We start from the raw sequence: 21982 nt of genomic DNA, 5'->3' as shown, positions 1-21982 counted from the left end.
TCTGAAATGAAACAGTTCAGGACATTGCGGCAGGTCCCGCACTCTGCCGAAGACATGTTCGCGCTCGTAGCGGATGTCGAGAAGTACCCGCAGTTCGTGCCGTTGTGCTCGGCCATCATGGTGCGCAGCCGCAAGGCGGACGGCGAGGGACGCGAGATCGTCTTCGCCGACATGACGGTGAAGTACAAGCTGATCCGCGAGACCTACACGAGCCGCATCATGCTTGACCGCCCGGGGATGGCCATCGAGGTCAGCAACATCGCAGGGCCATTCAAACGGCTGGAAAACAACTGGCGGTTCCACCCGATCGACGGGACGTCCTGCAACGTCGAATTCTCGCTGGTCTACGGATTCCAGAGCCGCACGTTCGAGGCGGTCGCGGGCCTCGTATTCGACAGGGCGTTCTCGCACTTCTCCGAAGCCTTCGAGAAGCGCGCCGATGAGGTCTACGGCGAGGCCGCATAGGACTTTATCCGGCTTACTTCGTGGGAACGGCTGCCTGGCTGCCTGCCGGGGCCGATTTCGCAGCCTGCAACAGCATCTTCAATGCCTGTTCGGTCGCAAGCTCGCGCACTTCCGAGCGACCCACATCTCCGAACTCACGCGTCCGCTCGGCAAAATGGTCGCCGGGGCCGGAACACGCGAAATGCACCAGCCCGATCGGCTTCGTCGCAGTGCCGCCGCCCGGACCGGCAATCCCGGTGATGGAGACGGCCATGTCTGCCCCCGACCGGTCACGTGCTGCTTCCGCCATTGCGCAGGCCGTCTCGACGCTGACCGCGCCATGCCGCTCGATGATGCCTTCGGGAATTCCGAGCGCCTCGGACTTGGCGCGGTTGGAGTAGGTTACGTAACCCCGCTCGACCACGTCGGAGGAGCCCGCGATATCAGTGAGCGCGACAGCCACCTTGCCGCCGGTGCAGGATTCAGCGGTCGCGATCATCAGATGACGCTGCCGGCAGGCGAGGATGACGGCACGCGCCAGCGGTTCATGACGGTGGGCGGACATGGTCAGTTCTCCCGCGGCAGGTTCACGGTTGCCAGCGCCATGGCGGCAATGCCCTCGCGGCGGCCCGCAAACCCGAGCTGCTCGGTGGTCGTGGCCTTGATCGCCACCTGGCCAAGGCGGATTTTCGCAATTTCTGCGATCCTCTCGCGCATTCTATCACGGTGCGGGCCGATTTTCGGTGCCTCGCACATGATGGTCGCGTCGAGCAGCACGATCTCGCCGCCGCGTGCTTTCAACAAAGACACGGCGTGTTCGAGGAAAATGCTGGAATCCGCGCCGCGCCACTGCGGTTCGCTCGGGGGAAAGTGGTGGCCGATATCGCCGTCGGCCAACGCGCCGTAGATCGCGTCGGTGATGGCGTGCAGGACCACGTCCGCGTCGGAATGGCCAGAGAGGGCGCGGTCGTGCGGGATAATGATCCCGCCGAGCGTGACGCGGTCGCCGTCCGTGAACCGGTGAACATCGAAACCCTGGCCTGTGCGCGTCTGCATCATGCTGGCGCTTCCATTGCTGGCGTTGAAAGCTGCTTCCGCCCGTTCGAAATCGTCCGGTGTCGTCAGCTTGTAGTTGGCCGCGTCACCATCCACCACCTGAACCCGCAATCCGGCCCATTCGGCGATTGATCCGTCGTCCGTGAACGTGACATCGGCGGCCTCGCGTGCCGCTTCGTGCGCTGCGTGGATTGCCTCAAGGCGGAAGCCCTGCGGTGTTTGTGCCGCGCGCAGTGCATCCCGGTCCGCGGTCGCAAGCACATGGCCGTCATTGTCGACCTGTTTCAGCGTATCCGTAACGGCGACCACCGGGATTGCTGCGTCGCACATAGCAAGTGCAGCGATCACGCGGTCGATCAATTCATGGGCAACGAAGGGGCGGGCCGCATCGTGGATCAGGGCGAGGGCAGGAACGGAGCTTTCGGCCTTGAGTGCCTCCAGCCCTGCGGAGACGGATGCCTGCCGCGTATCGCCTCCGGCGACCACGCGCAGCCGCGAGTCGTCCAGCCCGAGCGCGTCGAAGTGGGCGTCGTCCTCCGCACCGATGACCACGACAATGGCGGTGACGTCATCGCGGGCCGTGAAAGCCTTGACCGAGCTTGCGAGAACCGGAATACCACCGACAGTCCGATACTGCTTTGGCGGTCGCGCTGAATCGTCGCCCCGTGCCCGGTTTCCTCGCCCGGCTGCGACGATGACGACGCCGACGCTTTGCAGAACTTCACTCATATTGCATCGCTGCCTTGACCCAACTGCAAGGGGCTTCGGTGTTATACGCAGCCACCCCCGTTGTCATGGGGTGCGATTGATTATAAACAGGGCAAAAGGACGTTTGCCCTTTTGGTGTGCATTGTTGAGGGGTTGCCGGTGATCCGTATTGGGCCGCACGAAATTGACGCACGCGCGTGCTTGGCGCCGATGTCGGGGGTCTCGGATGCACCCTTCCGGCAGCTGGCCGTTCGCCTCGGTGCGCCGCTTGTCGTCTCCGAGATGGTGGCAAGCGAAGGTTTGTGCACCGGCAACGAGGAAATGCAGCTCAAGGCGCAGTCCGCTGGATGCGGATTGCACGTTGTGCAGATCGCCGGTCGCGAATCCGTCTGGATGGCGGAAGCCACGCGCCGGCTGGTCGACAGTGGTGCCGATATCATCGACATCAACATGGGATGTCCCGCCCGCAAGGTGACGAACGGCTATTCAGGGTCGGCCCTGATGCGCGAACCCGACCATGCGCTCGACCTTGTCGATTCGACCGTTGCGGCCGCGGGGGCGGTCCCCGTAACGCTCAAGATGCGGCTTGGCTGGGATCACGGCTCGCTCAATGCCCCGGAAATTGCGCGCCGCGCCGTCGATGCCGGCGTGCAGGCCATCACGGTTCATGGCCGCACGCGCTGCCAGTTCTACAAGGGCGAGGCCGATTGGCACGCGGTGCGCGCGGTTCGCGACGCGGTCGACGTGCCTCTCACCGTCAATGGCGACATCACCGACCTTGATACCGCGAACCAGGCACTCGAAGCGTCCGGTGCGGACCTTGTGATGGTCGGGCGCGGCTCGTATGGCCGCCCGTGGGCCATCGGTGAGATCGACAAGGGCCTTAAGGGCGAGACCCCGGATGCTCCACCGTCACGCGTCGAGATCGGTCAGATCGCGAGCGAGCATTACCAGGACCTGCTGTCGCACTACGGGTTGCGCATCGGCCTGCGTGCCGCGCGCAAACATCTTGGCTGGTATCTGGACTCAGCCTTCGGCGCGGGGCTGGAAAAGCGCGACCCGGTCTATGCCGAGCTGCGCCGCAAGGTTCTGACAAAGGCCGATCCAAAGGACGTGCTTCGCGCGCTTTCAGCCTGTCTCGAACACGATGAAGACGTAGCAAAGCTCGAGGTGGCGGCATGAAGGGGGCAGGGGACACGGCAACCGTGCCGGCGGCGATTGCACAGCGCGGCGTCGCCATTTCGGAGTCGGTCGTCAATGCATTGCCGCTGCCGGCGGTCGTCATCGGGCCGAACGGCGAAATCCGCTATGCCAACGACGCGGCGGAAGCCTTCTTCGCGGCCAGCCGCAACGTGCTCCAGCGCAACACGCTGGATGCCTTCGTGCCGTTTGGCAGCCCGATCCTCGCATTGGTGAAGCAGGTGCAAGACCGGCTGACACCCGTCCACGAATACAAGGTCGACCTGACGACGCCGCGCTCGGATGGTGAGCGCGTATGCGACATCTATTCCGCTCCGCTGCCGGACATGCCCGGTGCGACCATCCTGCTGCTGCAGGAGCGCTCGATTGCCGACAAGTTCGACCGGCAGCTGACCCATCGCGGCGCGGCACGCAGTGTCACCGGCCTTGCGGCCATGCTGGCGCACGAGATCAAGAACCCGCTGTCGGGCATTCGCGGCGCGGCGCAGCTACTGGAGTCAACCGTCGGCGAGAACGACCGTGTCCTGACACAATTGATCCGCGACGAGGCCGACCGGATCGTCAAGCTGGTCGACCGGATGGAGGTTTTCTCCGATGAGCGGCCGATTGACCGGGAGCCGGTGAACATCCACCGCGTGCTGGAGCACGTGCGCCGCATCGCGCGCAACGGGTTCGCCCAACACATCAAGCTGACCGAGAACTACGATCCCTCGCTACCGCCGGTCTGGGGCAATCGCGACCAACTGGTGCAGGTGTTCCTGAACCTGGTGAAGAACGCGGCCGAGGCCATCGGCCCGAATGCAAGCGGTGGCGAAATCGTACTGTCGACGGCGTTCCGGCCGGGTGTGCGCATGTCGGTTCCCGGCACGTCCGAGCGCATTTCCCTGCCGCTGGAATTCTGTGTCGATGACAACGGTCCGGGAATCGCCAACGAGCTTGTGCCGCACCTGTTTGACCCGTTCGTCACGACGAAATCTTCCGGATCGGGCCTCGGGCTTGCGCTGGTTGCCAAGGTGATCGGCGACCACGGCGGCGTGATCGACTGCAAGAGCCAGCCGGGCAAGACGCGGTTCCGCATCCTGCTGCCCCAGTATGTCGGCAAGGAAGACGCGGAAGATGTTCAGGACGAGGCCGAAACCACGGAGAGCAGATAATGGCGAGCGGAACGGTACTTGTCGCTGATGACGACGCGGCGATCCGCACGGTTGTGAACCAAGCGCTGTCGCGCGCCGGCTACACCGTGCGCGCCACGGGCACGGCGGCGATGCTGTGGCGCTGGTCCTCGGCGGGCGAGGGCGACATCATCGTTACCGACGTCATGATGCCGGACGAGAACGCCTTCAACCTCATTCCGCGCATCCGCAAGGCGCGCCCAGAGGTGCCGATCATCGTCATGAGCGCGCAGAACACGTTCATGACGGCCATCAAGGCGTCTGAACTCGGCGCCTATGAATACCTGCCCAAGCCGTTCGACCTGAACGAACTGGTGGCGACGGTCGGCCGCGCCATGACGGTGCCGCGCAACAAGACGACCACCAACCGGGAGTCCGAACAGGACGGCATGCCGCTTGTTGGCCGTTCGCCGGCCATGCAGGAAATCTACCGGGTGCTGGCGCGTCTCATGCAGACCGACCTCACGGTCATGGTTTCGGGCGAATCCGGCACCGGCAAGGAACTCGTCGCCAAGGCGCTGCACGACTACGGCAAGCGCGCACGCGGGCCGTTCGTTGCGATCAACATGGCGGCGATCCCGCGCGAACTCATCGAGGCCGAGCTTTTCGGCCATGAGAAGGGCGCGTTCACCGGCGCGCAGACGCGCAATGCCGGACGCTTCGAGCAGGCCGAGGGCGGCACGCTGTTCCTCGATGAAATCGGCGACATGCCGATGGATGCTCAAACGCGGCTCCTGCGCGTGCTGCAACAGGGCGAATACACGACCGTCGGCGGCCGTGTGCCGATCCGCAGCGACGTTCGCATCGTGGCCGCCACCAACAAGGACCTGCTGCAACTCATCAAGCAGGGGCTGTTCCGCGAGGACCTGTATTACCGCTTGAACGTGGTGCCGCTGCGCCTGCCGCCGTTGCGCGAGCGAACCGAGGACATTCCCGACCTGCTGCGCCACTTCTTCGCGATGGTCGAGCGCGAGGGCCTGCCGCGCAAGCAGATAGAGCCGGCAGCGCTGGAAGTGATGCGCACCTATGCCTGGCCGGGCAACGTACGCGAGCTTGAAAACCTCGCCCGCCGCCTTGCAGCGCTCTACCCGCAGGACTCGATTTCGGCGTCCATCGTCGAGCAGGAGCTGTTGTCGCCGGACCAGGCCAAGTCTGTGCCGGTGCCCAATGCGGAAGAGACGCTCAGCTCATCGGTCGAGCGGCACATGGCGGAGTATTTCTCAGGGTTCGGCGAGAACCTGCCGCCGCCCGGTCTCTATCACCGGGTACTGCACGAAATCGAGATTCCGCTCATCAGCGCAGCCCTTGCGGCAACCAACGGCAACCAGATCCGCGCTGCCGAGCTGCTGGGTCTGAATCGCAACACCTTGCGCAAGAAGATCCGTGACCTGGAAATACCGCTCCTGCGTGGCCAGCGTTAGGTGCGTGGTCACATATGTGCCATATTGGCCACAATAACTGTGGCTTGAAAGGCACGATTCCCGTTATGGACGGCGTGTTGGGCTTCCCGTGGCCTCTAGCCACCGTACAGACGGAGCAATCGGTTTGCAGCCGGAGACAGCAGAGCAGACTGCGGCCGCCGCAGGCAGGGCCATTTCCGGCCCGGCTGCCGCGCGTCCGTCGCGTGCTCGTCCGGCCCGCAAGGCTGCGTCCTACACCAACGGTGACCGGAGCGGCCTGCACCGCTTCCTGAGGCAGCTGGGCGCAGTTGTCATCTTCCTGGCGCTCGTCTGTTCCTCACTCACCTTCGCGATCTTCACCGGCTTCACGCCCATCCAGCCGGATTCCGACGTCATCAAGATCGCGGTCGGCGTGAACTTCGCCTTCGTGGTGGCGCTGCTGCTGCTGATCATGCGGGAGGCCTACCGGCTGATAAAAGCGCGCCTGCGCGGCGAGCCGGGTTCGCGGCTCAACGTGCGCGTCGTTGGGCTGTTTTCCATTGTCGCCGCCGTGCCTGCGATCCTGCTGGCCATCGTTGCCAGCGTCACGCTCGACCGGGGGCTGGACCGCTGGTTCTCGGACCGCACGCGCGCCATCGTGGAAACGTCGATTTCCGTCGCGCAGGCCTATCTGCGCGAGCATGGCCAGGTCATTCGCGCCGATATCGTCGCCATGGCGGGCGATTTTGACCGCACCCGCGAGATCCTGCAGGTCGATCCGCGCCGCATGCAGGATTTCATCAACGCGCAGGCCAATATCCGCGCCGTTGCCAGCGCCTTCATCATCAAGGGCGACCGCACCATCGTCTTCAAGGCCGAGAAGGACGGGGGCGTCGACCCGCTGCTGCCGCCGCCGGAAGCCATCCAACGCGCCGAGGGCGGCTCGGCTGTGGTTATCGCGCCGGGGCAGAGCGACCAGGTCGGCGCGGTCATCAAGCTGCGCAACTACGACGACCTGTACCTTTTCGTCACCCGCAAGGTGGACCAGCAGGTCATATCCTACCTGCAGCGGACCAAGGCCAATTTCGCCGAGTTCCGGTTGCTGGAGCAGGGGCGCTTCGGGGTGCAGTTCGCATTTGCGCTCGTCTATATCGGTTTCGCTCTGGTTCTCATGCTGTCGGCCATCCTGCTCGGGATCCGGTTTGCCGACAGGCTCGTCGCGCCCATCCGGCGGCTGATCGACGCCGCCGACGGGATCGCCCAGGGCAAGCTCGACGTGAGAGTCCCGGTGCAGAAAACCGAGAGCGATCTGGCAATGCTCTCGTCGACCTTCAACAACATGACCGGCGAACTGCGCACCCAGCGCAACGAGCTGCTGCGCGCCAACACCATGCTGGATGGGCGCCGCCGGTTCATGGAAGCCGTGCTGTCGGGCGTCACCGCCGGCGTCATCGGCGTCGGGCGTGAAGGCAAGGTGACAGTGGTGAACCGGTCCGCCATGACGTTCCTTGGACCCGGCCGGCATGTGGGCCTGCCCATCGAGGACGTTCTGCCGGAAATCAGCAGCATGATTTCGCAGGCCGAAGCCCAGCCACGCCGGATCGTGCGCGGCGAAATCGCGCTGACGCGCGGTGAAAAGGACCGCACCATTGCTGTTCGAGTGAGTTCCGAGCAGGCGGACCCGTCCGACCACAGCCTCGTTGTGACGCTGGACGACATCTCGGATCTTGTCAGCGCCCAGCGTAGCGCCGCGTGGGCCGACGTCGCGCGCCGCATCGCGCACGAGATCAAGAATCCGCTGACGCCGATCCAGCTTTCCGCCGAGCGCTTGCGCCGCAAGTACGGAAAGAAGATCACCGAGGACAAGGACATCTTCGAGCAGTGCATCGAGACCATCGTGCGCCAGGTCGGTGATATCGGGCGAATGGTGGACGAGTTCTCCAGCTTCGCCCGGATGCCCAAGCCGACATTTGCCAATGACGACGTGGCCGACATCGTGCGCCAGACCGTCTTCATGATGCGCGTCGGCAACCCGGAGATCACCATCGAGACGCGCAACGCCGAGGAAGCACTCGTCGCGCGTTGTGACCGCAGGCTGATCTCGCAGGCGCTGACCAACGTGGTGAAGAACGCCACTGAAGCGGTCACCGCAATCAGCGACGAGGAACGCGGGGGCAAGGGAAAAATCGTCGTAGCGGTTGAAACCGGACCGGACTGGATCGACATGACTGTGACCGACAACGGCGTCGGCCTGCCGGCCGAGAACAGGGAACGCCTGCTGGAGCCGTACATGACCACGCGGGAAAAGGGGACGGGGCTGGGCTTGGCGATCGTGTCGCGCATCATGGAAGAGCATGGCGGCTTCGTCTCGCTGGAAGACGCACCGGCGGTTGCCGATGGCGGCCGCGGCGCGCGCGTGCGCCTTCGGATGCACCACGACCCGTCAGCCAATCTCACGAAATCAGATCAGAAGCAGATAGCCGACGCCTCGCTTGAGCCGGCGCAATAAGGACAGTGCCGGCTTCGCCGGTACGCAAAACAAGGGCAGATAATGGCCAAGGACATCCTGATAGTCGACGATGAGCAGGACATCCGCGAACTTGTTGCGGGAATCCTCGAAGACGAGGGGTACTCCGTGCGAACGGCCGGCGACAGCGACAGTGCGCTTGCGGCAATCGCCGAGCGCCGGCCGTCCATGGCTTTCCTCGATATCTGGATCCAAGGCAGCAAGCTGGATGGCCTGCAACTGCTCGACGAGATCAAGAAGCGCCATGCGGACCTGCCGGTGGTGATGATCTCCGGCCACGGCAACATCGAAACCGCCGTATCGGCCATCAAGTCCGGCGCCTACGACTATATCGAGAAGCCGTTCCAGGCTGACCGGCTGGTGCTCATCGCCATGCGGGCGCTGGAAGCCTCCCGGCTGCACCGCGAGGTGCGCGACCTCAAGCAGCGCTCCACCGATAGTTACGAGCTCATCGGCAGCTCCACCGTGCTGAACCACCTTCGCTCCAGCATCGACCGCGTCGGACCGACGAATTCGCGTGTGCTCGTGACGGGTCCGTCCGGCGCGGGCAAGGAACTCACCGCGCGATTGCTGCATGGCCAGTCGGCGCGCAAGTCCGGTCCGTTCGTCATCATCAACGCGGCCTCCATCACGCCGACAAACCTTGAATCGGCACTGTTCGGCGTCGAGGAAGACGGCGAACCGAAACAGGTCGGTGCACTTGAAGAGGCCCATGGCGGCACGCTGTTCATCGACGAGATCGCCGACATGCCGTTGGAAACACAGGGCAGGGTGCTGCGCGCGCTGACAGACCAGAGCTTCCAGCGCGTCGGTGGTGCCAAGAAGGTGCAGGTCGATGTGCGGATCATCTCCTCGACCGCGCGCGACCTCGAAACGGAGGTTGCGGAAGGCCGATTCCGGCAGGACCTGTTTCACAGGCTGGGCGTGGTACCGCTGCGCGTGCCGGCCTTGTCGGAACGACGCGACGACATTCCCGCGCTGATCGAACACTTCATGGACCAGATCGGCCAGTCCAGCGGTCTGCCCAAGCGACAGGTTGGCGACGATGCCATGGCCGTTCTGCAGGCCCATGACTGGCCGGGCAACGTGCGCCAGCTTCGCAACAACGTGGAGCGGCTGATGATTCTGGCTGGCGGCGACCCTGAAGTGGTTATCTCCTCCGACATGCTGCCGGCGGAAGTCGGCGACACGCTGCCCCCGGTCCCCGGTGGGGTGCGCGCGGAAGAGCTGATGTCGATGCCACTGCGCGATGCGCGCGAGATTTTCGAACGCGAATACCTGACCGCCCAAATCAACCGGTTTGGCGGCAATATTTCGCGCACGGCCGAGTTCATCGGCATGGAACGCTCCGCACTGCACAGGAAACTGAAATCGCTCGGTATCGGCTGAGCGAACTCTGTGAGCCCCGCACGCCGCGCATGGCGTGCGCACTTTCACTCCGCAGCCTGAACGTATAAAACGCCGCGTACCCGTGCTCCAGCATTCGCACGGGGCGCACGCAGGACGGGACGGTGCAATGAAAGTGGTTATCTGTGGGGCCGGCCAGGTCGGCTTCGGCATCGCCGAACGGCTGTCGGCGGAAGACAACGACGTTGCGGTCGTCGACTTTTCCCCGAAACTCATTCAACAGATTACGGAAATCCTCGACGTGCGCGGCATCGTCGGCCACGGTGCGCACCCTGATGTGCTCGTGCGTGCGGGCATCGACGAAGCCGACATGATCATCGCCGCCACCCTCTATGACGAGGTCAACATGGTGGCCTGCCAGGTAGCGCATTCGCTGTTCAATGTGCCCACCAAGATCGCGCGTATCCGCGAACAGAGCTACCTGCAGCCGCATTGGCGCGACCTGTTCTCCACCGACAACATGCCCATCGACGTCATCATCTCGCCGGAGATCGAGGTGGGCGAAATGGTGCTGCGCCGGCTGGAACTGCCGGGTGCGTTCGACACGGTGTCCTTTGCGGACGGGGAGGCGGTCGTTGCGGGCGTGAGCTGCGACGAGAATTGCCCGATCGTCGACACGCCGCTGCACCAGTTGACCGACCTTTTCCCGGACCTGAAGGCCGTGGTGGTGGGCATCTACCGCGACGGGCACCTGTTCGTGCCGCGCAGTTCCGACCAGATGTTCGTTGGCGATATCGCCTATTTCGTCGCCGCCAAGGGGCAGGTCCGCCGCACGCTCGCGATCTTCGGCCACGAGGAGCGAGAGGCCAACCGCGTCATCATTTCCGGCGGTGGCAATATCGGCCTGTATGTCGCCAAGGAACTCGAGCAGCGCCAGAAGGGCGCCAAGATCAAGCTGATCGAGAATGATCGCGACCGCGCCATCAAGATTGCCGACAACCTGGACCGCTCCGTCGTGCTGCACGGCTCGTCGCTGGATGAAACGCTTCTGTTGGAGGCCGATTCACCAGATGCCGATACATTCGTTGCGCTGACGAACAACGACGAGGTCAATGTTCTCTCCTGCGTCATTGCGCGCCGCCAGGGCGTGGCGAACACGCTGGCGCTGGTGAACAATGCGGCCTATCCGGATCTTGCCCGCTCGCTCGGCATTTCCGCCCACGTGAACCCGCGACAGATCACGGTTTCCAAGATACTCCAGCACGTGCGCCGTGGCCGCATCCGTGGCGTCCACTCGATCCAGAACGGCCTTGCCGAAGTGATCGAGGCCGAGGCGCTGGATACCTCGCCGCTTGTCGGCAAGCCGCTCAAGGAAATCGGGTTGTCGGAAAACATGCGCATTGGCGCCATTTTCCGCGAGGGGGAACTCATCATCCCGCGCGGCGACACCATCGTGCGCGCCCATGACCGCGTGATCATCTTCGCCATGCAGAAGGCGGTGCGCCGCGTCGAACAGATGTTCCGCGTCTCCATCGAATTCTTCTGATCGTGCGCGGGCCCGGAGCTTTCAGGCCATGATCCCGGTTCTGTTCGTCTACTCCTATTTCGTGGCCGGGCTGGCGCTGCTCATGTTCGTGAACGGTGTCGTCTCCGCGATAACCGTGTCGGACGGGGGAGGGCAGGCCTTCGTCATTTCGGCCGCCCTGTTGCTGTTTGCGGCCGGCTGCATCAACCTCGCCATCCGGGGCAGCGAGCGGCGCCTGCGGCCGCGCGAGCGGTTTTCGCTGGCCTTCGCCGTCTATCTGACGATGCCGCTGCTGGCTGCGCTTCCCATCCTTGTGTTCCAGCCGCAGATCGCGGTTCTTGATGCGTATTTCGAGACCGTGTCCGGCCTGACAACAACCGGCTGGAGCGTGCTGCCGGAAACCGACACGCTGCCGACTTCCATCGTCCTGTGGCGATCGCTGCTGCAATGGATGGGTGGGGCGATGATCCTGCTCATCGTGATCTTCATGCTGTCGCCGGCGCGCGTCGGCGGCTTGCCGGATTCGCAGGCCGGCCCCATCGACTACACCGGCAACTACGAGCGCCAGCGGGTCGGCTTTGCGCTGTCGCGGGTGCTGCCGCTGTTCATCGGCGCGACGATGGCGTGCCTTGCGCTTCTGGCGCTGACGGGGATCGACCTGCTCGACGCTTTCGTGCTGTCCACGGCAAGCCTGTCCACAAGCGGGTTCACCGCACGCACGGAGCCGATCGGTGACTACCTGCCGGACTCCGCCATCTGGATCGTGACGCTGTTTTCGACGCTTGCCGCAACCAGCTTCCTGTGGCTGCGGCGGTTGCTGCGTGGTGAACCGTCGGCGCTGCGCCACCGGGAATCGTATTACGTCATCATCACGGTGGGGGGAATCGGCTTCGTCCTGACCTACCTGCTGACGGCGGCAGGCGGCGGCACGATTCTTGGAAATATCCGCGACGGGTTTTCCATCGCTGCCTCCATCGTCACGACCAGCGGGCTTGAGACGCGCGTGGGGGGGCACAGCACGCTGCCCTATGCGCTGCTGCTGATCCTCGTGTTCGTTGGCGGGTCGAGCTTTTCCACCGCAGGCGGAATCAAGATGTTCCGCGTCGGGGCGATGGCGGTCCAGTCCATGCGGGAGCTGATCCGGCTGGTTTATCCGCACGCCATCCGTGCGGCGCGTTTCGGCACCCAGACCTACAACATCCAGATCATGAAATCGGTCTGGAGCCTGCTGTTTGCCGCGCTTTTCGCCTCGCTTCTGGCGGCGTGCGCGCTGGGGTTTGCAGGTCTTCCGGTCGACCAGGCGATCCTGGGGGGATTCGGGGCCGTCTCCAACATGGCGGTGGACCTGTTCGCTGATGGCAATCAGCTGGTGCGGTTCGAAACGCTGCCCATAGTCACCAAGGGCGCACTTTGTTTTGTGATGATCGTCGGGCGGCTGGAGGTGCTCGCCGCGCTCGCCGTGCTCTTCCTGCCAAACTGGCGCGGTTGAGTTTTTTCAATGCGGCGACAGAACTATGATGGCATGAACGGGTTGTTTATGCGGCGCAACCTGCCATTCTATAGGTGTGTCAAGAAGAGGCCAGCCGGCTGCGTTTCCAGCCGGTGATGAAAGAAAACCGGGGCACCCTGACTATGGCGGCAGAAAAACCACAAAATCTTCAGGACACGTTCCTGAACGCCGTGAGAAAAACCAAGACACCGCTGACGATCTTTCTGGTCAACGGCGTCAAGCTGCAAGGTGTCGTGACCTGGTTCGACCAGTTTTGCGTGCTTCTGCGCCGCGACGGCCATTCGCAGCTTGTCTACAAGCACGCGATCTCCACGGTGATGCCCAACCAGCCCGTTCAGCTTTTCGAAGCTGGCGACGGCGACGACAGCAGCGACTGATCGTTGGAGAGCGGAGACGCACGCGGAAGACGCGTTTCCGAGGACGAGGGGCAGGGGGAGCCCCCCGGTTCGCCGGAAAAGGCATTCGTACTCGTTCCCATCATCAAGGACCGTTCGGAGGATCAGCCCTCTGACCGGGACGATGACGCGCGCCTGGCTGAAGCCATCGGTCTTGCACAGGCCATTGATCTCGAAACCGTCGATTGCGGCGTGGTGCAGATTAAGTCGCCGCGTCCCGCGACGCTCTTCGGCACCGGCAAGGTGGAAGAGATCGGTGCGCGCGTTCGCATGTCCGATGTCGGGCTGGTCGTCGTGGATACCTCGCTCAGCCCGATCCAGCAGAGAAACCTGGAGAAGGCCTGGAAGGCCAAGGTCATCGACCGGACGGGCCTGATTCTCGAGATTTTCGGGCGGCGCGCGCAGACGGCGGAAGGGCGACTGCAGGTCGAACTTGCGCACCTGACCTACCAGAAGAGCCGTCTCGTGCGCTCGTGGACGCACCTTGAGCGTCAGCGCGGCGGCGTCGGCTTCCTCGGCGGTCCCGGCGAAACCCAGATCGAGGCGGACCGCCGCCAGATCCAGGAACGCATCACCAAGATCAAGAAGGAACTGGAAGCCGTGCGGCGCCATCGCACGCTGCACCGCAAGGGCAGGGAGCGTGTGCCGTATCCCTCCGTTGCGCTGGTCGGCTACACCAATGCCGGCAAGTCGACGCTGTTCAACCGGCTGACGCGCGCCGACATCCTCGCGCAGGACATGCTGTTTGCAACGCTCGACCCGACCGTGCGCGCGATCACGTTGCCGCACGGGCGGCAGGTGACGCTGTCGGACACGGTGGGCTTCATCTCCGATCTGCCGACCGACCTCGTCGCCGCCTTCCGCGCAACGCTGGAGGAAGTGACGGAAGCCGACCTGATCCTCCACGTGCGCGATATCAGCCACCCGGACACCGCTGCGCAGGCGGCAGACGTCTCGTCGGTTCTCAAGGCGCTCGGCCTTGGCGATGAACCGGCAAACCTCATCGAGGTCTGGAACAAGCTTGATCTCGTGCTGGCCGAGGACCGCACGGCCGTGCGCGAGCGCCTAGACCGGCTGACCGGAAGTCACGGCGCCAACCGTCCCATCGCTGTGTCCGCGCTGACGGGCGAGGGAATCGACGACCTGCTGCAGGCCATCGAGACGTGGTTTGCAACCGAGAGCCTGACGCGGCACGTGAATGTCGATGCGGGCGATGGCAGCACCATCAACTGGCTCTATGAAAACTGCGAGGTGATGGCACGTGGCGAGGTGACGGAAGACGGCAAGATCCCGCTTTCGCTACGGGTGCCGAAGACAGCCGTTGCCTCGTTCGAGCGCCGCTTTCCCGAACACGCGCCGCCGCGCACCGAGGACTACTGACCGTTAGTTACTGACGCTCGCGCGCCTTGGCGCGGTTCCAGGCGGCATCAAGCTCTTCCAGCGGCACATCGCCTAGCTTGTGACCGGCAGCAACGACCTCGTCCTCAATCTGGGCAAAGCGGCGGCAGAACTTCGCGTTGGTGCCACGCAGTGCGTCTTCCACGTCCACGCCGAGCTTGCGGACCACGTTGACCATTGCAAACAGTGCATCACCTGCTTCCTCGGCAACGTTGCCGTCGCCGTTGCGCGCGGCTTCAAGCTCGTCGAGCTCTTCGGTCAGTTTTTCGAGTGCGCCGTCGACATCCGGCCAGTCGAAGGCTGCACGTGCCGCGCGCTTCTGGAGCTTCTGGGCGCGCAGCAGGGCAGGCAGGTTCGCCGGAACGTCGTCAAGGAAGCGCCGCGCGTCCATCTTGCCCTTGGCGGCGCGTTCGCGGGCCTTGATCGCTTCCCATGTCTCGCGCACGCCATCGGCGTCAGTCGCGTGTCCATCGCCGAAGACGTGCGGATGCCGACGCACCATCTTGTCGTGGATCGATGCAACCACGTCACCGAACGCGAACAGTCCGGCTTCCTCGGCCATGCGCGCGTGAAATACGACCTGTAGCAGAAGGTCGCCGAGTTCGTCCTTCAGGTCGGCCATGTCATCGCGTTCGATTGCGTCGGCGACCTCGTAGGCTTCCTCGATCGTGTACGGGATGATGGATGCAAAATCCTGCTGGACGTCCCACGGGCATCCCGTGTCGGGATCGCGCAGCTGCGCCATGACGGCGAGCAGATCGTCGATGGGTCTGGACATGCGGCGCGTCTCCTCGAAGCTTGCAGGACTGGCGGACAGGGAAGGCTTACAGGAGGCTGTGCGGATCGGCCACCACGTGTCGGCAGACGCTGTCACCACACCGTCAATTCAGGTCAATCCAATTGTCGCATAATATATATTATGGAACCTAGTGGCATGGTGCGTGGTGTGTATCGAAGCTTGGGCCAAACCGGACAATTCGAAGCAATATCAGCGCGATGCCGATTTTGTTTCAAGTGCGTGGCGTCAGCCGCATCATGTCATGTGCGGCCGTCACGCCCTTTGGAAGCTCATCCGTCAACGTTGCGTAGTCGATGTCGCAATGCAGGTTCGTCAGCACGGCGTTTGACGGTCCAAGCCGTGCGATCCAGTCGAGCGCCTGTTCAACGTTCAGGTGGCTGATATGCGGCGTGTAGCGCAGCGCGTCCAGCAACAGCGTTTCGAGGTCTTCAAGCAGCTTTGCGCTCGTCTCGGGGATCTCGCTCACGTCCGGCACATAGGCGAAATCGCCGATCCGGAAGCCCAGCGCCTTGGTGGGACCGTGCTGCACCGGGATTGGCACCAACTCGATTGCTCCACCCGCGCCGTCGATCCGGATGCGTTGCTTGTGCGCGAACTCGTTGAGTTCGAGAATCGGCGGATAGATCGAACCGGCTGGCGCGAAGAAACAGTAGCCGAAACGCATGCGCATCGTCTCGCAGGTCGCGGCATCCGCATGGACCGGAATGCGCCGCCGGTGCCGGATGACGAGCGGCCGCAGGTCGTCGATGCCATGCGTGTGGTCGGCGTGGTCATGTGTAAGGACCACGGCATCGAGCGCATCAACACGCGCATCAAGTAGTTGCTCGCGCAGGTCCGGTGACGTGTCGACCAGCACACGCGTGATGCCGTTCGCGCTCGAGCGCTCCAGCAGGATCGAACAGCGCCGACGCCGGTTCCTTGGCTCATCGGGGTCGCAGGCGCCCCAGTCGTTGCCGACGCGCGGCACGCCACCGGAGGACCCGCAGCCAAGGATCGTGACGACGAGGCTCATGCAGCCGCCGTGCCTGCAACGCTGCCCACTGCGTCTTTCGGAAACCGGTTGAACAGCCGCAGCGCGTTTTCAGTGGTCTGTTCGGCAAGGTCCGACAGCGATACGCCGCGTGCGTCGGCCACGACCTGAGCCGTGTCGGCGACGAAGGACGGCTCGTTGCGCTTGCCACGGTTCGGGACCGGCGCGAGATAAGGCGCGTCGGTTTCGACAAGAACCCGATCTGCGGGTAGTGCGGCGGCAAGCTCGCGGAAGTCGTCTGACTTCTTGAAGGTCACGATCCCCGAAAAGGAGACGTAAAGCCCAATCTCGATGCCGCGCCAGGCCAGTTCGGCTCGCGACGAGAAACAGTGAAGGACAGCGGTGAAGGCGCCCTTCCCCATCTCGTCTTCCAGAATGTCGGCCGTGTCGTTCTCGGCATCACGGCTGTGGATGACGAGCGGCAGCCCGGTACGCCGCGCCGCGTCGATATGCTTGCGGAAGACGTTCGCTTGAACGTCACGGGGCGCGTTGTCGTAGTGGTAGTCGAGACCGGCTTCGCCGATGCCGACGACCAGCGGGTCGTCCGCCAACTTGAGGATATCGTCGAGCGGAAGGTCCGCTTCCTCGGCGGCGTTATGCGGATGCGTGCCCACCGTGCAGAAGACATCCGGATTCGCCGCAGCAATTTCGTGGATTTCCGCAAACCGGCGCACACGCGTATTAATGGTGATGAAACCGCCGATGCCGCGCGCGCGGGCGCGGGTCAGCATTTCTGCCCGGTCCTCGTCGAAATCGGGGAAGTCGAGATGGCAGTGGGTGTCCATCAGATAGGCCATGACGCCCTCGCCTTGAAGTGATCAGTTGGACGTTTCGTCCGGCTCCGGCTCGACATAGCGCGGGAAGACCGGCTGGGGCTTCGGCAGCGCCATGCCGGGAACCAGTGCGGCCGTCTCCACCCGAAACTGACGCTTCTCATCCGTAACGGCGAGCAGATCGAGCAATCTCGCAGCGCCTTCGGGGATGAAGGGTTGGGCCGCCACGCCGGCAACCCGCAGCACTTCCGCCGTGGTATACAGCACCGTGGCCATACGCTCGGGGTCGGTTTTCTTGAGAGCCCATGGCTCCTGCGCGGCAAAATACCTGTTGGCATCGGCGACGACCGACCAGATCGCGGCAATCGCCTTGTGAATCTGGAAGGTTTCCAGCTCGCTGCGCATCACGTCGAGAATGCCGTAAGCCGCATTCAGCAGTGCCTGGTCCTCGTCGGAAAACGCACCGTATTGCGGAACCTGCGCGTCGCAGTTCTTGGCGATCATCGAAAGCGAGCGCTGCGCCAGGTTGCCGAGATCGTTGGCGAGGTCTGCGTTGATGCGCGAAACAATGGCATCGTGCGAATAGTTGCCGTCCTGGCCGAACGGCACTTCGCGCAAGAAGAAGTATCGCAGCTGGTCGACGCCGTAATGCTCCGACAGCGCGAAGGGATCGACGACGTTGCCGACCGACTTCGACATCTTCTCACCCTTGTTGAACAGGAAGCCGTGGGCGAAGACGCGCTTGGGCAGCTCAACGCCTGCGGACATGAGGAAGGCCGGCCAGTAGACAGCGTGAAAGCGCACGATGTCCTTGCCGATCACGTGCAGGTCGGCGGGCCAGTACCGCTTGAACGTGTCACTTTCGGTGTCGGGATAGCCGACTCCGGTGATGTAGTTGGTCAACGCATCGACCCACACATACATGACGTGGCCTGCGGTGCCGGGGACCGGGATGCCCCAGTCGAACGTGGTGCGGGAAATGGAGAGATCCTGCAGGCCGCCTTCCACGAAGCTGCGAACCTCGTTCATGCGCTCCTTCGGCAGTACGAAATCGGGGTTGGCCTTGTAGTGGGCCAGCAGGCGGTCGCCGAATTCAGACAGCTTGAAGAAGTAGCTCTTTTCCTCGTTCCATTCGACGGGCGTGCCGTTCGGGCCGCGGCGCACACCGTCTTCGCCGACCATGGTTTCGCCCTCGGCGTAAAACGCCTCGTCGCGCACCGAGTACCAGCCGGAATAGCTGCCGAGATAGATGTCGCCGGCCTCTTCCATGCGCTGCCAGATCGCCTGCGATGCCGCATGGTGGCGCGGCTCGGTCGTGCGGATGAAATCGTCGTTGGAGCAGTTCAGCGCCGAGGCCATGCGCTGGAATATCGGGGCGTTCCGGTCAGCCAGTTCGCTCGCCGACAGGCCGTCCTTGGCCGCCGTCTGCGCCATCTTCATGCCGTGCTCGTCGGTGCCGGTCAGGAAGTGGACGTCATACCCGTCAAGCCGCTTGAAGCGGGCGAGCGCATCGGTCGCGATGATCTCGTAGGCGTGGCCGATATGGGGCGCGCCATTGGGATATGAAATGGCAGTCGTCAGGTAGTAGCTGGGCCGCGACATGCGGTGTCCTTCGGGTCGTTGCAAACTGGGATGCGTGGATCGCGTCAGGGGTACCAATCAGCGTGGCGGTTGGAGTGCAAGCCCCAATTCGCGAAAGGCCGTTATAACGCTGCGCGCCCTGTCGAGGTTCAGCACGTCCGCCTCGCGCTTCATGTCGGTGATGCGGGAGGCGCACGCCGCGATCCGTTCGCCCTCCCCGGCTGAATTGACCGCACGGGTGCGCGCCAGTGCGGCAAGCTCCATGTCCAGAACCTCGAACGCGATGTCGAACATGGGTCGCGCCTCGCGCGGGCCGAAGGTGGCGGCGTAGTCGGATATGTCCTTCGCATCGGCATTTGGAAGGGCCGCGACGAGTTTTCGCGTGCGCGTCACCACGCGCGCCAGCGACTTGTCCTGCGCCATCAGCGCGCGCGCAACGCTCCCCGCGATCCAGGCCTGAAGCCCGTCATTGGCGGGCGTCCCCTCCCCGCCGGCGGCCTGCACGGCGGAATCCAGCGCGTCCGGTTCAAGGCCGCGCAGCGGAACCTTGCGGCAACGCGAGCGGACGGTCGCCGGCAAGCGGCCGGGCGTCTCGCACAGGAGCATCAGGACGGCGCGGCGCGGCGGTTCTTCCAGCAGCTTCAGCAGCGCGTTGGCGGATGCCGTGTTGAGGTCGTCTGCCCGGTCGATGATGCCGACCCGGTACCCGCCCCCCGAAGACCCGCTCGCCGTCATGTTGAAGAACGAGATGAGCGAACGGATCGTCTCGACGTTGATGGTGCGCGTCGCGCCCGTGCTCTCGTCGCCGTCGAGAACCAGAAGATCCGGGTGTGCGCCGGCGATGATCTGCCGAACGGCGGGCAGTTGCAGGTTGTCGGCCTCAGTCCCGGTTTCACCGGTCAGCAGGCGGCGCGCGAGTGCGTAAGCCAAAGTCGCCTTGCCGATGCCGTGGGGCCCGGTGATGAGCAGACCGTGATGAAGACGCCCGGCATCCCAGTCCGCCACAAGGTCGCGCATTGCCGCGTTATGGCCAAACAACTCCATGGTTTCGCGCGGATGGCGAAACGGGCGCTCGGCGGCAGTCTCCTGTGCGGCGGTCTTGGCGGGTCGGCGGGCCATGCGCGTGCGTCGTCTCCGTTCAGTCCGTCAGTTCAATCCGTTTTGAAGCCGCTTTCCAGACCGCTTCGGCGACCTTGCCCGGCGACGAGGCGGCATCGATCAGGACGCAGCGGTCGGGTTCGGCCTGTGCGATCTTGCGGAAGGCATCGCGGATGCGTTCGTGGTAGGCAACGTCGGCGCGTTCGAAGCGGTCATCGTCGTTTCCGGTTTCGCCGCGTGCCCGCGTCAGGCCGGTCTGTGCGTCGATATCCAGGATCACCGTCAGGTCCGGCCAGGTATCGCCGATCACGGCGCGTTCAAGTGAGCGTATCAACTCCGCGGGAACATTGCCCGCATGCTCCTGGTAGGCGCGCGTGGAATCGACGAACCGGTCGCAAACAACCCACTGGCCGCGCTCAAGCGCCGGACGGATCACGGTGTTAAGATGGTCGTCCCGCGCGGCAAAGAACAGCATCGTCTCGGCTTCCGCGCCGAGCGGTTCGGCGGCACCTGACAGGATGATCTTGCGGATGAGTTCCGCGGCGGGCGAGCCGCCCGGTTCGCGCGTCTCGACGACGTCCAGCCCGCGATTGCGCAAGGTGCCGGCCAGCCGCCGCGATTGCGTGCTTTTGCCGGTACCCTCGCCGCCTTCGAACGTTATGAAGCGGCCTCGCTCCAAGTTGCGGTATCCTCAAAGATGCGGACGGGGCGTCAGAAGACTTGCCGCAACAGCTGTTTGAACAGGGCCAGCGCGGCATCGAGCGCGCGGCTGTGCAACGGGCCGACCTCGACATCCTGCTGCGCGTAGAGCGGCGTTTCCAGCAGCAGGCTGTCGCCGTCGAAGATCCGCAGCTTGGCGATGCGTGCGCCCTTGCGAACCGGAGCGTCGACCGGTCCCTGATAGACGATTCGCGCGCGAAGGTCGGGCTGCGATCCCTTAGGAACCAGGAGATTGATCGGGCCTTTCCCGGCAACGGGCAGGCGCGAGATTTCCCCACCATAGACACTGACACTGCCAGCCGCGACGCCCTCATCGAACAGGACCGCCTTGTCGAAGGCGCGCAAGCCCCACGCCAGCAGCTTCTGCGCTTCCTGCGCGCGGTCCTTCGTCGACTTCAATCCGTTGACGACGACGATCAGCCGGCGGTCATCCTGCACCGCGGACCCGACAAGGCCGTAGCCGGCCGCACCCGTGTAGCCGGTCTTCAGCCCGTCCGCACCGATGCTCATGGACAGCAGCGGGTTGCGGTTGCGCTGGCGCACGCCGTTCCAGGTGAAGTCCTCCATCGCGTAGTATTTGTAGAACTCGGGATGGTTTTCGATGATGTAGAGGGCGACCTTCGCGAGATCGCGGGCCGTCACGTACATCTCCTCGTCCGGCAGGCCAGTGGCGTTTGTGAAGTTGGAGTTTTCAAGGCCGATTTCACGCGCCTTGGCATTCATCACCCGCGCAAAGCCCTGCTCGGAGCCTGCCAGTCCCTCGGCAATTGCGATGGACGCGTCGTTGCCGGACATGACGACAACGCCGGGGATCAAGTCTTTCAGCGCGATGCTGGAATTCAGTTCCGCAAACATCGTTGAGCCGCCGGATACTGCGCCGCCGCGCCGCCATGCATCCTCGGAAATGATGAATTCGTCTTCCAGCGACAGCTGGCCGTCCTTCAGCATGTCGAAGACAACGGCCATCGTCATGAGCTTTGCCATGCTCGAAGGCGGCATGCGCTCCGTGCTCTGCTTGTCGAGGAGAACCGAGCCGGTATCCACGTCGAGCAGGAACGCGTAGGGCGCGCTCGTTTCGAACGGCTGAGCGATTGATTGGGAAACTTGCCCGGCAAAACCCAGGAATACGATCAGGGCGATACGCCGCGCGCACGCAAAAGCCCTGTACAACACATGCACCATGACACCGTCCCTTGTGGGGATCGACCACCTCGCCGGCTGGCCACGATTTCCGGAAATTGGCGGCAGCCTGACGCTCACCCCGCGACAGGCCGGAGCTACCTTAACGCGACATTGCGATCAGGCAAAGCCCGGTGCGGT

Annotated in this window: 19 protein-coding genes; 10 read left to right on the top strand and 9 right to left on the bottom strand. The window is 63.9% G+C overall.

Annotated elements, in window-relative coordinates; genetic code table 11:
• Positions 1-6 precede the first annotated feature (6 nt).
• A complete protein-coding gene (locus tag ACKTEK_RS07295; protein WP_409164568.1) occupies positions 7-465 on the top strand; it encodes a type II toxin-antitoxin system RatA family toxin in 459 nt (152 codons plus the stop codon).
• A 13-nt stretch (positions 466-478) separates the two neighbouring features.
• Here ACKTEK_RS07295 and ACKTEK_RS07290 read toward each other — a convergent pair whose 3' ends face one another.
• Together ACKTEK_RS07290 and ACKTEK_RS07285 are read right to left on the bottom strand one after the other, a co-directional pair.
• A complete protein-coding gene (locus tag ACKTEK_RS07290; protein ID WP_409164567.1) occupies positions 479-1009 on the bottom strand; it encodes a CinA family protein in 531 nt (176 codons plus the stop codon).
• A 2-nt stretch (positions 1010-1011) separates the two neighbouring features.
• The gene (locus tag ACKTEK_RS07285) at positions 1012-2229 is read right to left on the bottom strand and encodes a bifunctional 2-C-methyl-D-erythritol 4-phosphate cytidylyltransferase/2-C-methyl-D-erythritol 2,4-cyclodiphosphate synthase (protein WP_409164566.1); all 1218 of its coding nucleotides are present in this window, start codon (positions 2227-2229) and stop codon (positions 1012-1014) included.
• Between the two features lie 132 nt (positions 2230-2361).
• Between ACKTEK_RS07285 and dusB the strand changes: the two genes are divergently transcribed.
• From dusB to hflX, 9 genes are all read left to right on the top strand, one after another.
• A complete protein-coding gene (dusB, locus tag ACKTEK_RS07280) occupies positions 2362-3390 on the top strand; it encodes a tRNA dihydrouridine synthase DusB (RefSeq protein WP_409164907.1) in 1029 nt (342 codons plus the stop codon).
• Positions 3387-4562, top strand: a complete 1176-nt coding sequence (locus tag ACKTEK_RS07275; protein WP_409164565.1) for a two-component system sensor histidine kinase NtrB — start codon at positions 3387-3389, stop codon at positions 4560-4562. Before dusB ends, ACKTEK_RS07275 begins: the two co-directional genes overlap by 4 nt.
• Positions 4562-6001 (top strand): nitrogen regulation protein NR(I), encoded by a 1440-nt coding sequence (gene ntrC / locus ACKTEK_RS07270; protein ID WP_409164564.1) that lies wholly within the window; start codon positions 4562-4564, stop codon positions 5999-6001. Before ACKTEK_RS07275 ends, ntrC begins: the two co-directional genes overlap by 1 nt.
• A gap of 124 nt (positions 6002-6125) precedes the next feature.
• Positions 6126-8468: an ATP-binding protein gene (locus ACKTEK_RS07265; protein WP_409164563.1), complete on the top strand. Its 2343-nt coding sequence runs from the start codon at positions 6126-6128 to the stop codon at positions 8466-8468.
• Positions 8469-8510: 42 nt separating this feature from the next.
• Complete coding sequence (locus ACKTEK_RS07260; RefSeq protein WP_409164562.1) at positions 8511-9875, top strand: sigma-54-dependent transcriptional regulator; 1365 nt, start codon at positions 8511-8513, stop codon at positions 9873-9875.
• Between the two features lie 127 nt (positions 9876-10002).
• Positions 10003-11379, top strand: coding sequence for a Trk system potassium transporter TrkA (gene trkA, locus ACKTEK_RS07255; RefSeq protein ID WP_409164561.1), 1377 nt, complete (start codon positions 10003-10005; stop codon positions 11377-11379).
• Positions 11380-11407: 28 nt separating this feature from the next.
• A complete protein-coding gene (locus ACKTEK_RS07250) occupies positions 11408-12847 on the top strand; it encodes a potassium transporter TrkG (RefSeq protein WP_409164560.1) in 1440 nt (479 codons plus the stop codon).
• Positions 12848-12990: 143 nt separating this feature from the next.
• The gene (hfq, locus tag ACKTEK_RS07245) at positions 12991-13245 is read left to right on the top strand and encodes an RNA chaperone Hfq (RefSeq protein WP_409164906.1); all 255 of its coding nucleotides are present in this window, start codon (positions 12991-12993) and stop codon (positions 13243-13245) included.
• A 3-nt stretch (positions 13246-13248) separates the two neighbouring features.
• The gene (gene hflX, locus ACKTEK_RS07240) at positions 13249-14643 is read left to right on the top strand and encodes a GTPase HflX (RefSeq protein ID WP_409164559.1); all 1395 of its coding nucleotides are present in this window, start codon (positions 13249-13251) and stop codon (positions 14641-14643) included.
• A gap of 7 nt (positions 14644-14650) precedes the next feature.
• On the opposite strand, the gene mazG is transcribed toward hflX, so the two are convergent.
• The 7 genes from mazG to ACKTEK_RS07205 form a co-directional block, all read right to left on the bottom strand.
• Entirely contained in the window at positions 14651-15439 is a 789-nt protein-coding gene (gene mazG, locus ACKTEK_RS07235) for a nucleoside triphosphate pyrophosphohydrolase (protein WP_409164558.1), read from the bottom strand.
• Between the two features lie 232 nt (positions 15440-15671).
• The gene (locus ACKTEK_RS07230; RefSeq protein WP_409164557.1) at positions 15672-16472 is read right to left on the bottom strand and encodes an MBL fold metallo-hydrolase; all 801 of its coding nucleotides are present in this window, start codon (positions 16470-16472) and stop codon (positions 15672-15674) included.
• Positions 16469-17287, bottom strand: a complete 819-nt coding sequence (locus ACKTEK_RS07225; RefSeq protein ID WP_409164556.1) for a TatD family hydrolase — start codon at positions 17285-17287, stop codon at positions 16469-16471. The genes ACKTEK_RS07230 and ACKTEK_RS07225 overlap by 4 nt, the downstream gene beginning before the upstream one ends.
• A 21-nt stretch (positions 17288-17308) precedes the next feature.
• Positions 17309-18865 carry a methionine--tRNA ligase gene (metG, locus tag ACKTEK_RS07220; protein WP_409164555.1) on the bottom strand — a complete coding sequence of 519 codons (1557 nt, stop codon included), beginning with the start codon at positions 18863-18865 and terminating at the stop codon, positions 17309-17311.
• Between the two features lie 57 nt (positions 18866-18922).
• Positions 18923-19963 carry a DNA polymerase III subunit delta' gene (locus tag ACKTEK_RS07215; RefSeq protein WP_409164554.1) on the bottom strand — a complete coding sequence of 347 codons (1041 nt, stop codon included), beginning with the start codon at positions 19961-19963 and terminating at the stop codon, positions 18923-18925.
• Between the two features lie 19 nt (positions 19964-19982).
• Complete coding sequence (gene tmk, locus ACKTEK_RS07210) at positions 19983-20621, bottom strand: dTMP kinase (RefSeq protein ID WP_409164553.1); 639 nt, start codon at positions 20619-20621, stop codon at positions 19983-19985.
• Positions 20622-20653: 32 nt separating this feature from the next.
• Entirely contained in the window at positions 20654-21844 is a 1191-nt protein-coding gene (locus tag ACKTEK_RS07205) for a D-alanyl-D-alanine carboxypeptidase family protein (RefSeq protein WP_409164552.1), read from the bottom strand.
• Positions 21845-21982: the final 138 nt, after the last annotated feature.

This window comes from Tepidamorphus sp. 3E244 (assembly GCF_046159835.1).
In the GTDB taxonomy this organism is placed as follows: Bacteria; Pseudomonadota; Alphaproteobacteria; order Rhizobiales; family Tepidamorphaceae; genus JACKJK01.
The sequence above is the reverse complement of the archived record's forward strand: the minus strand, read 5'-3'. Positions and strand labels throughout refer to the sequence as shown.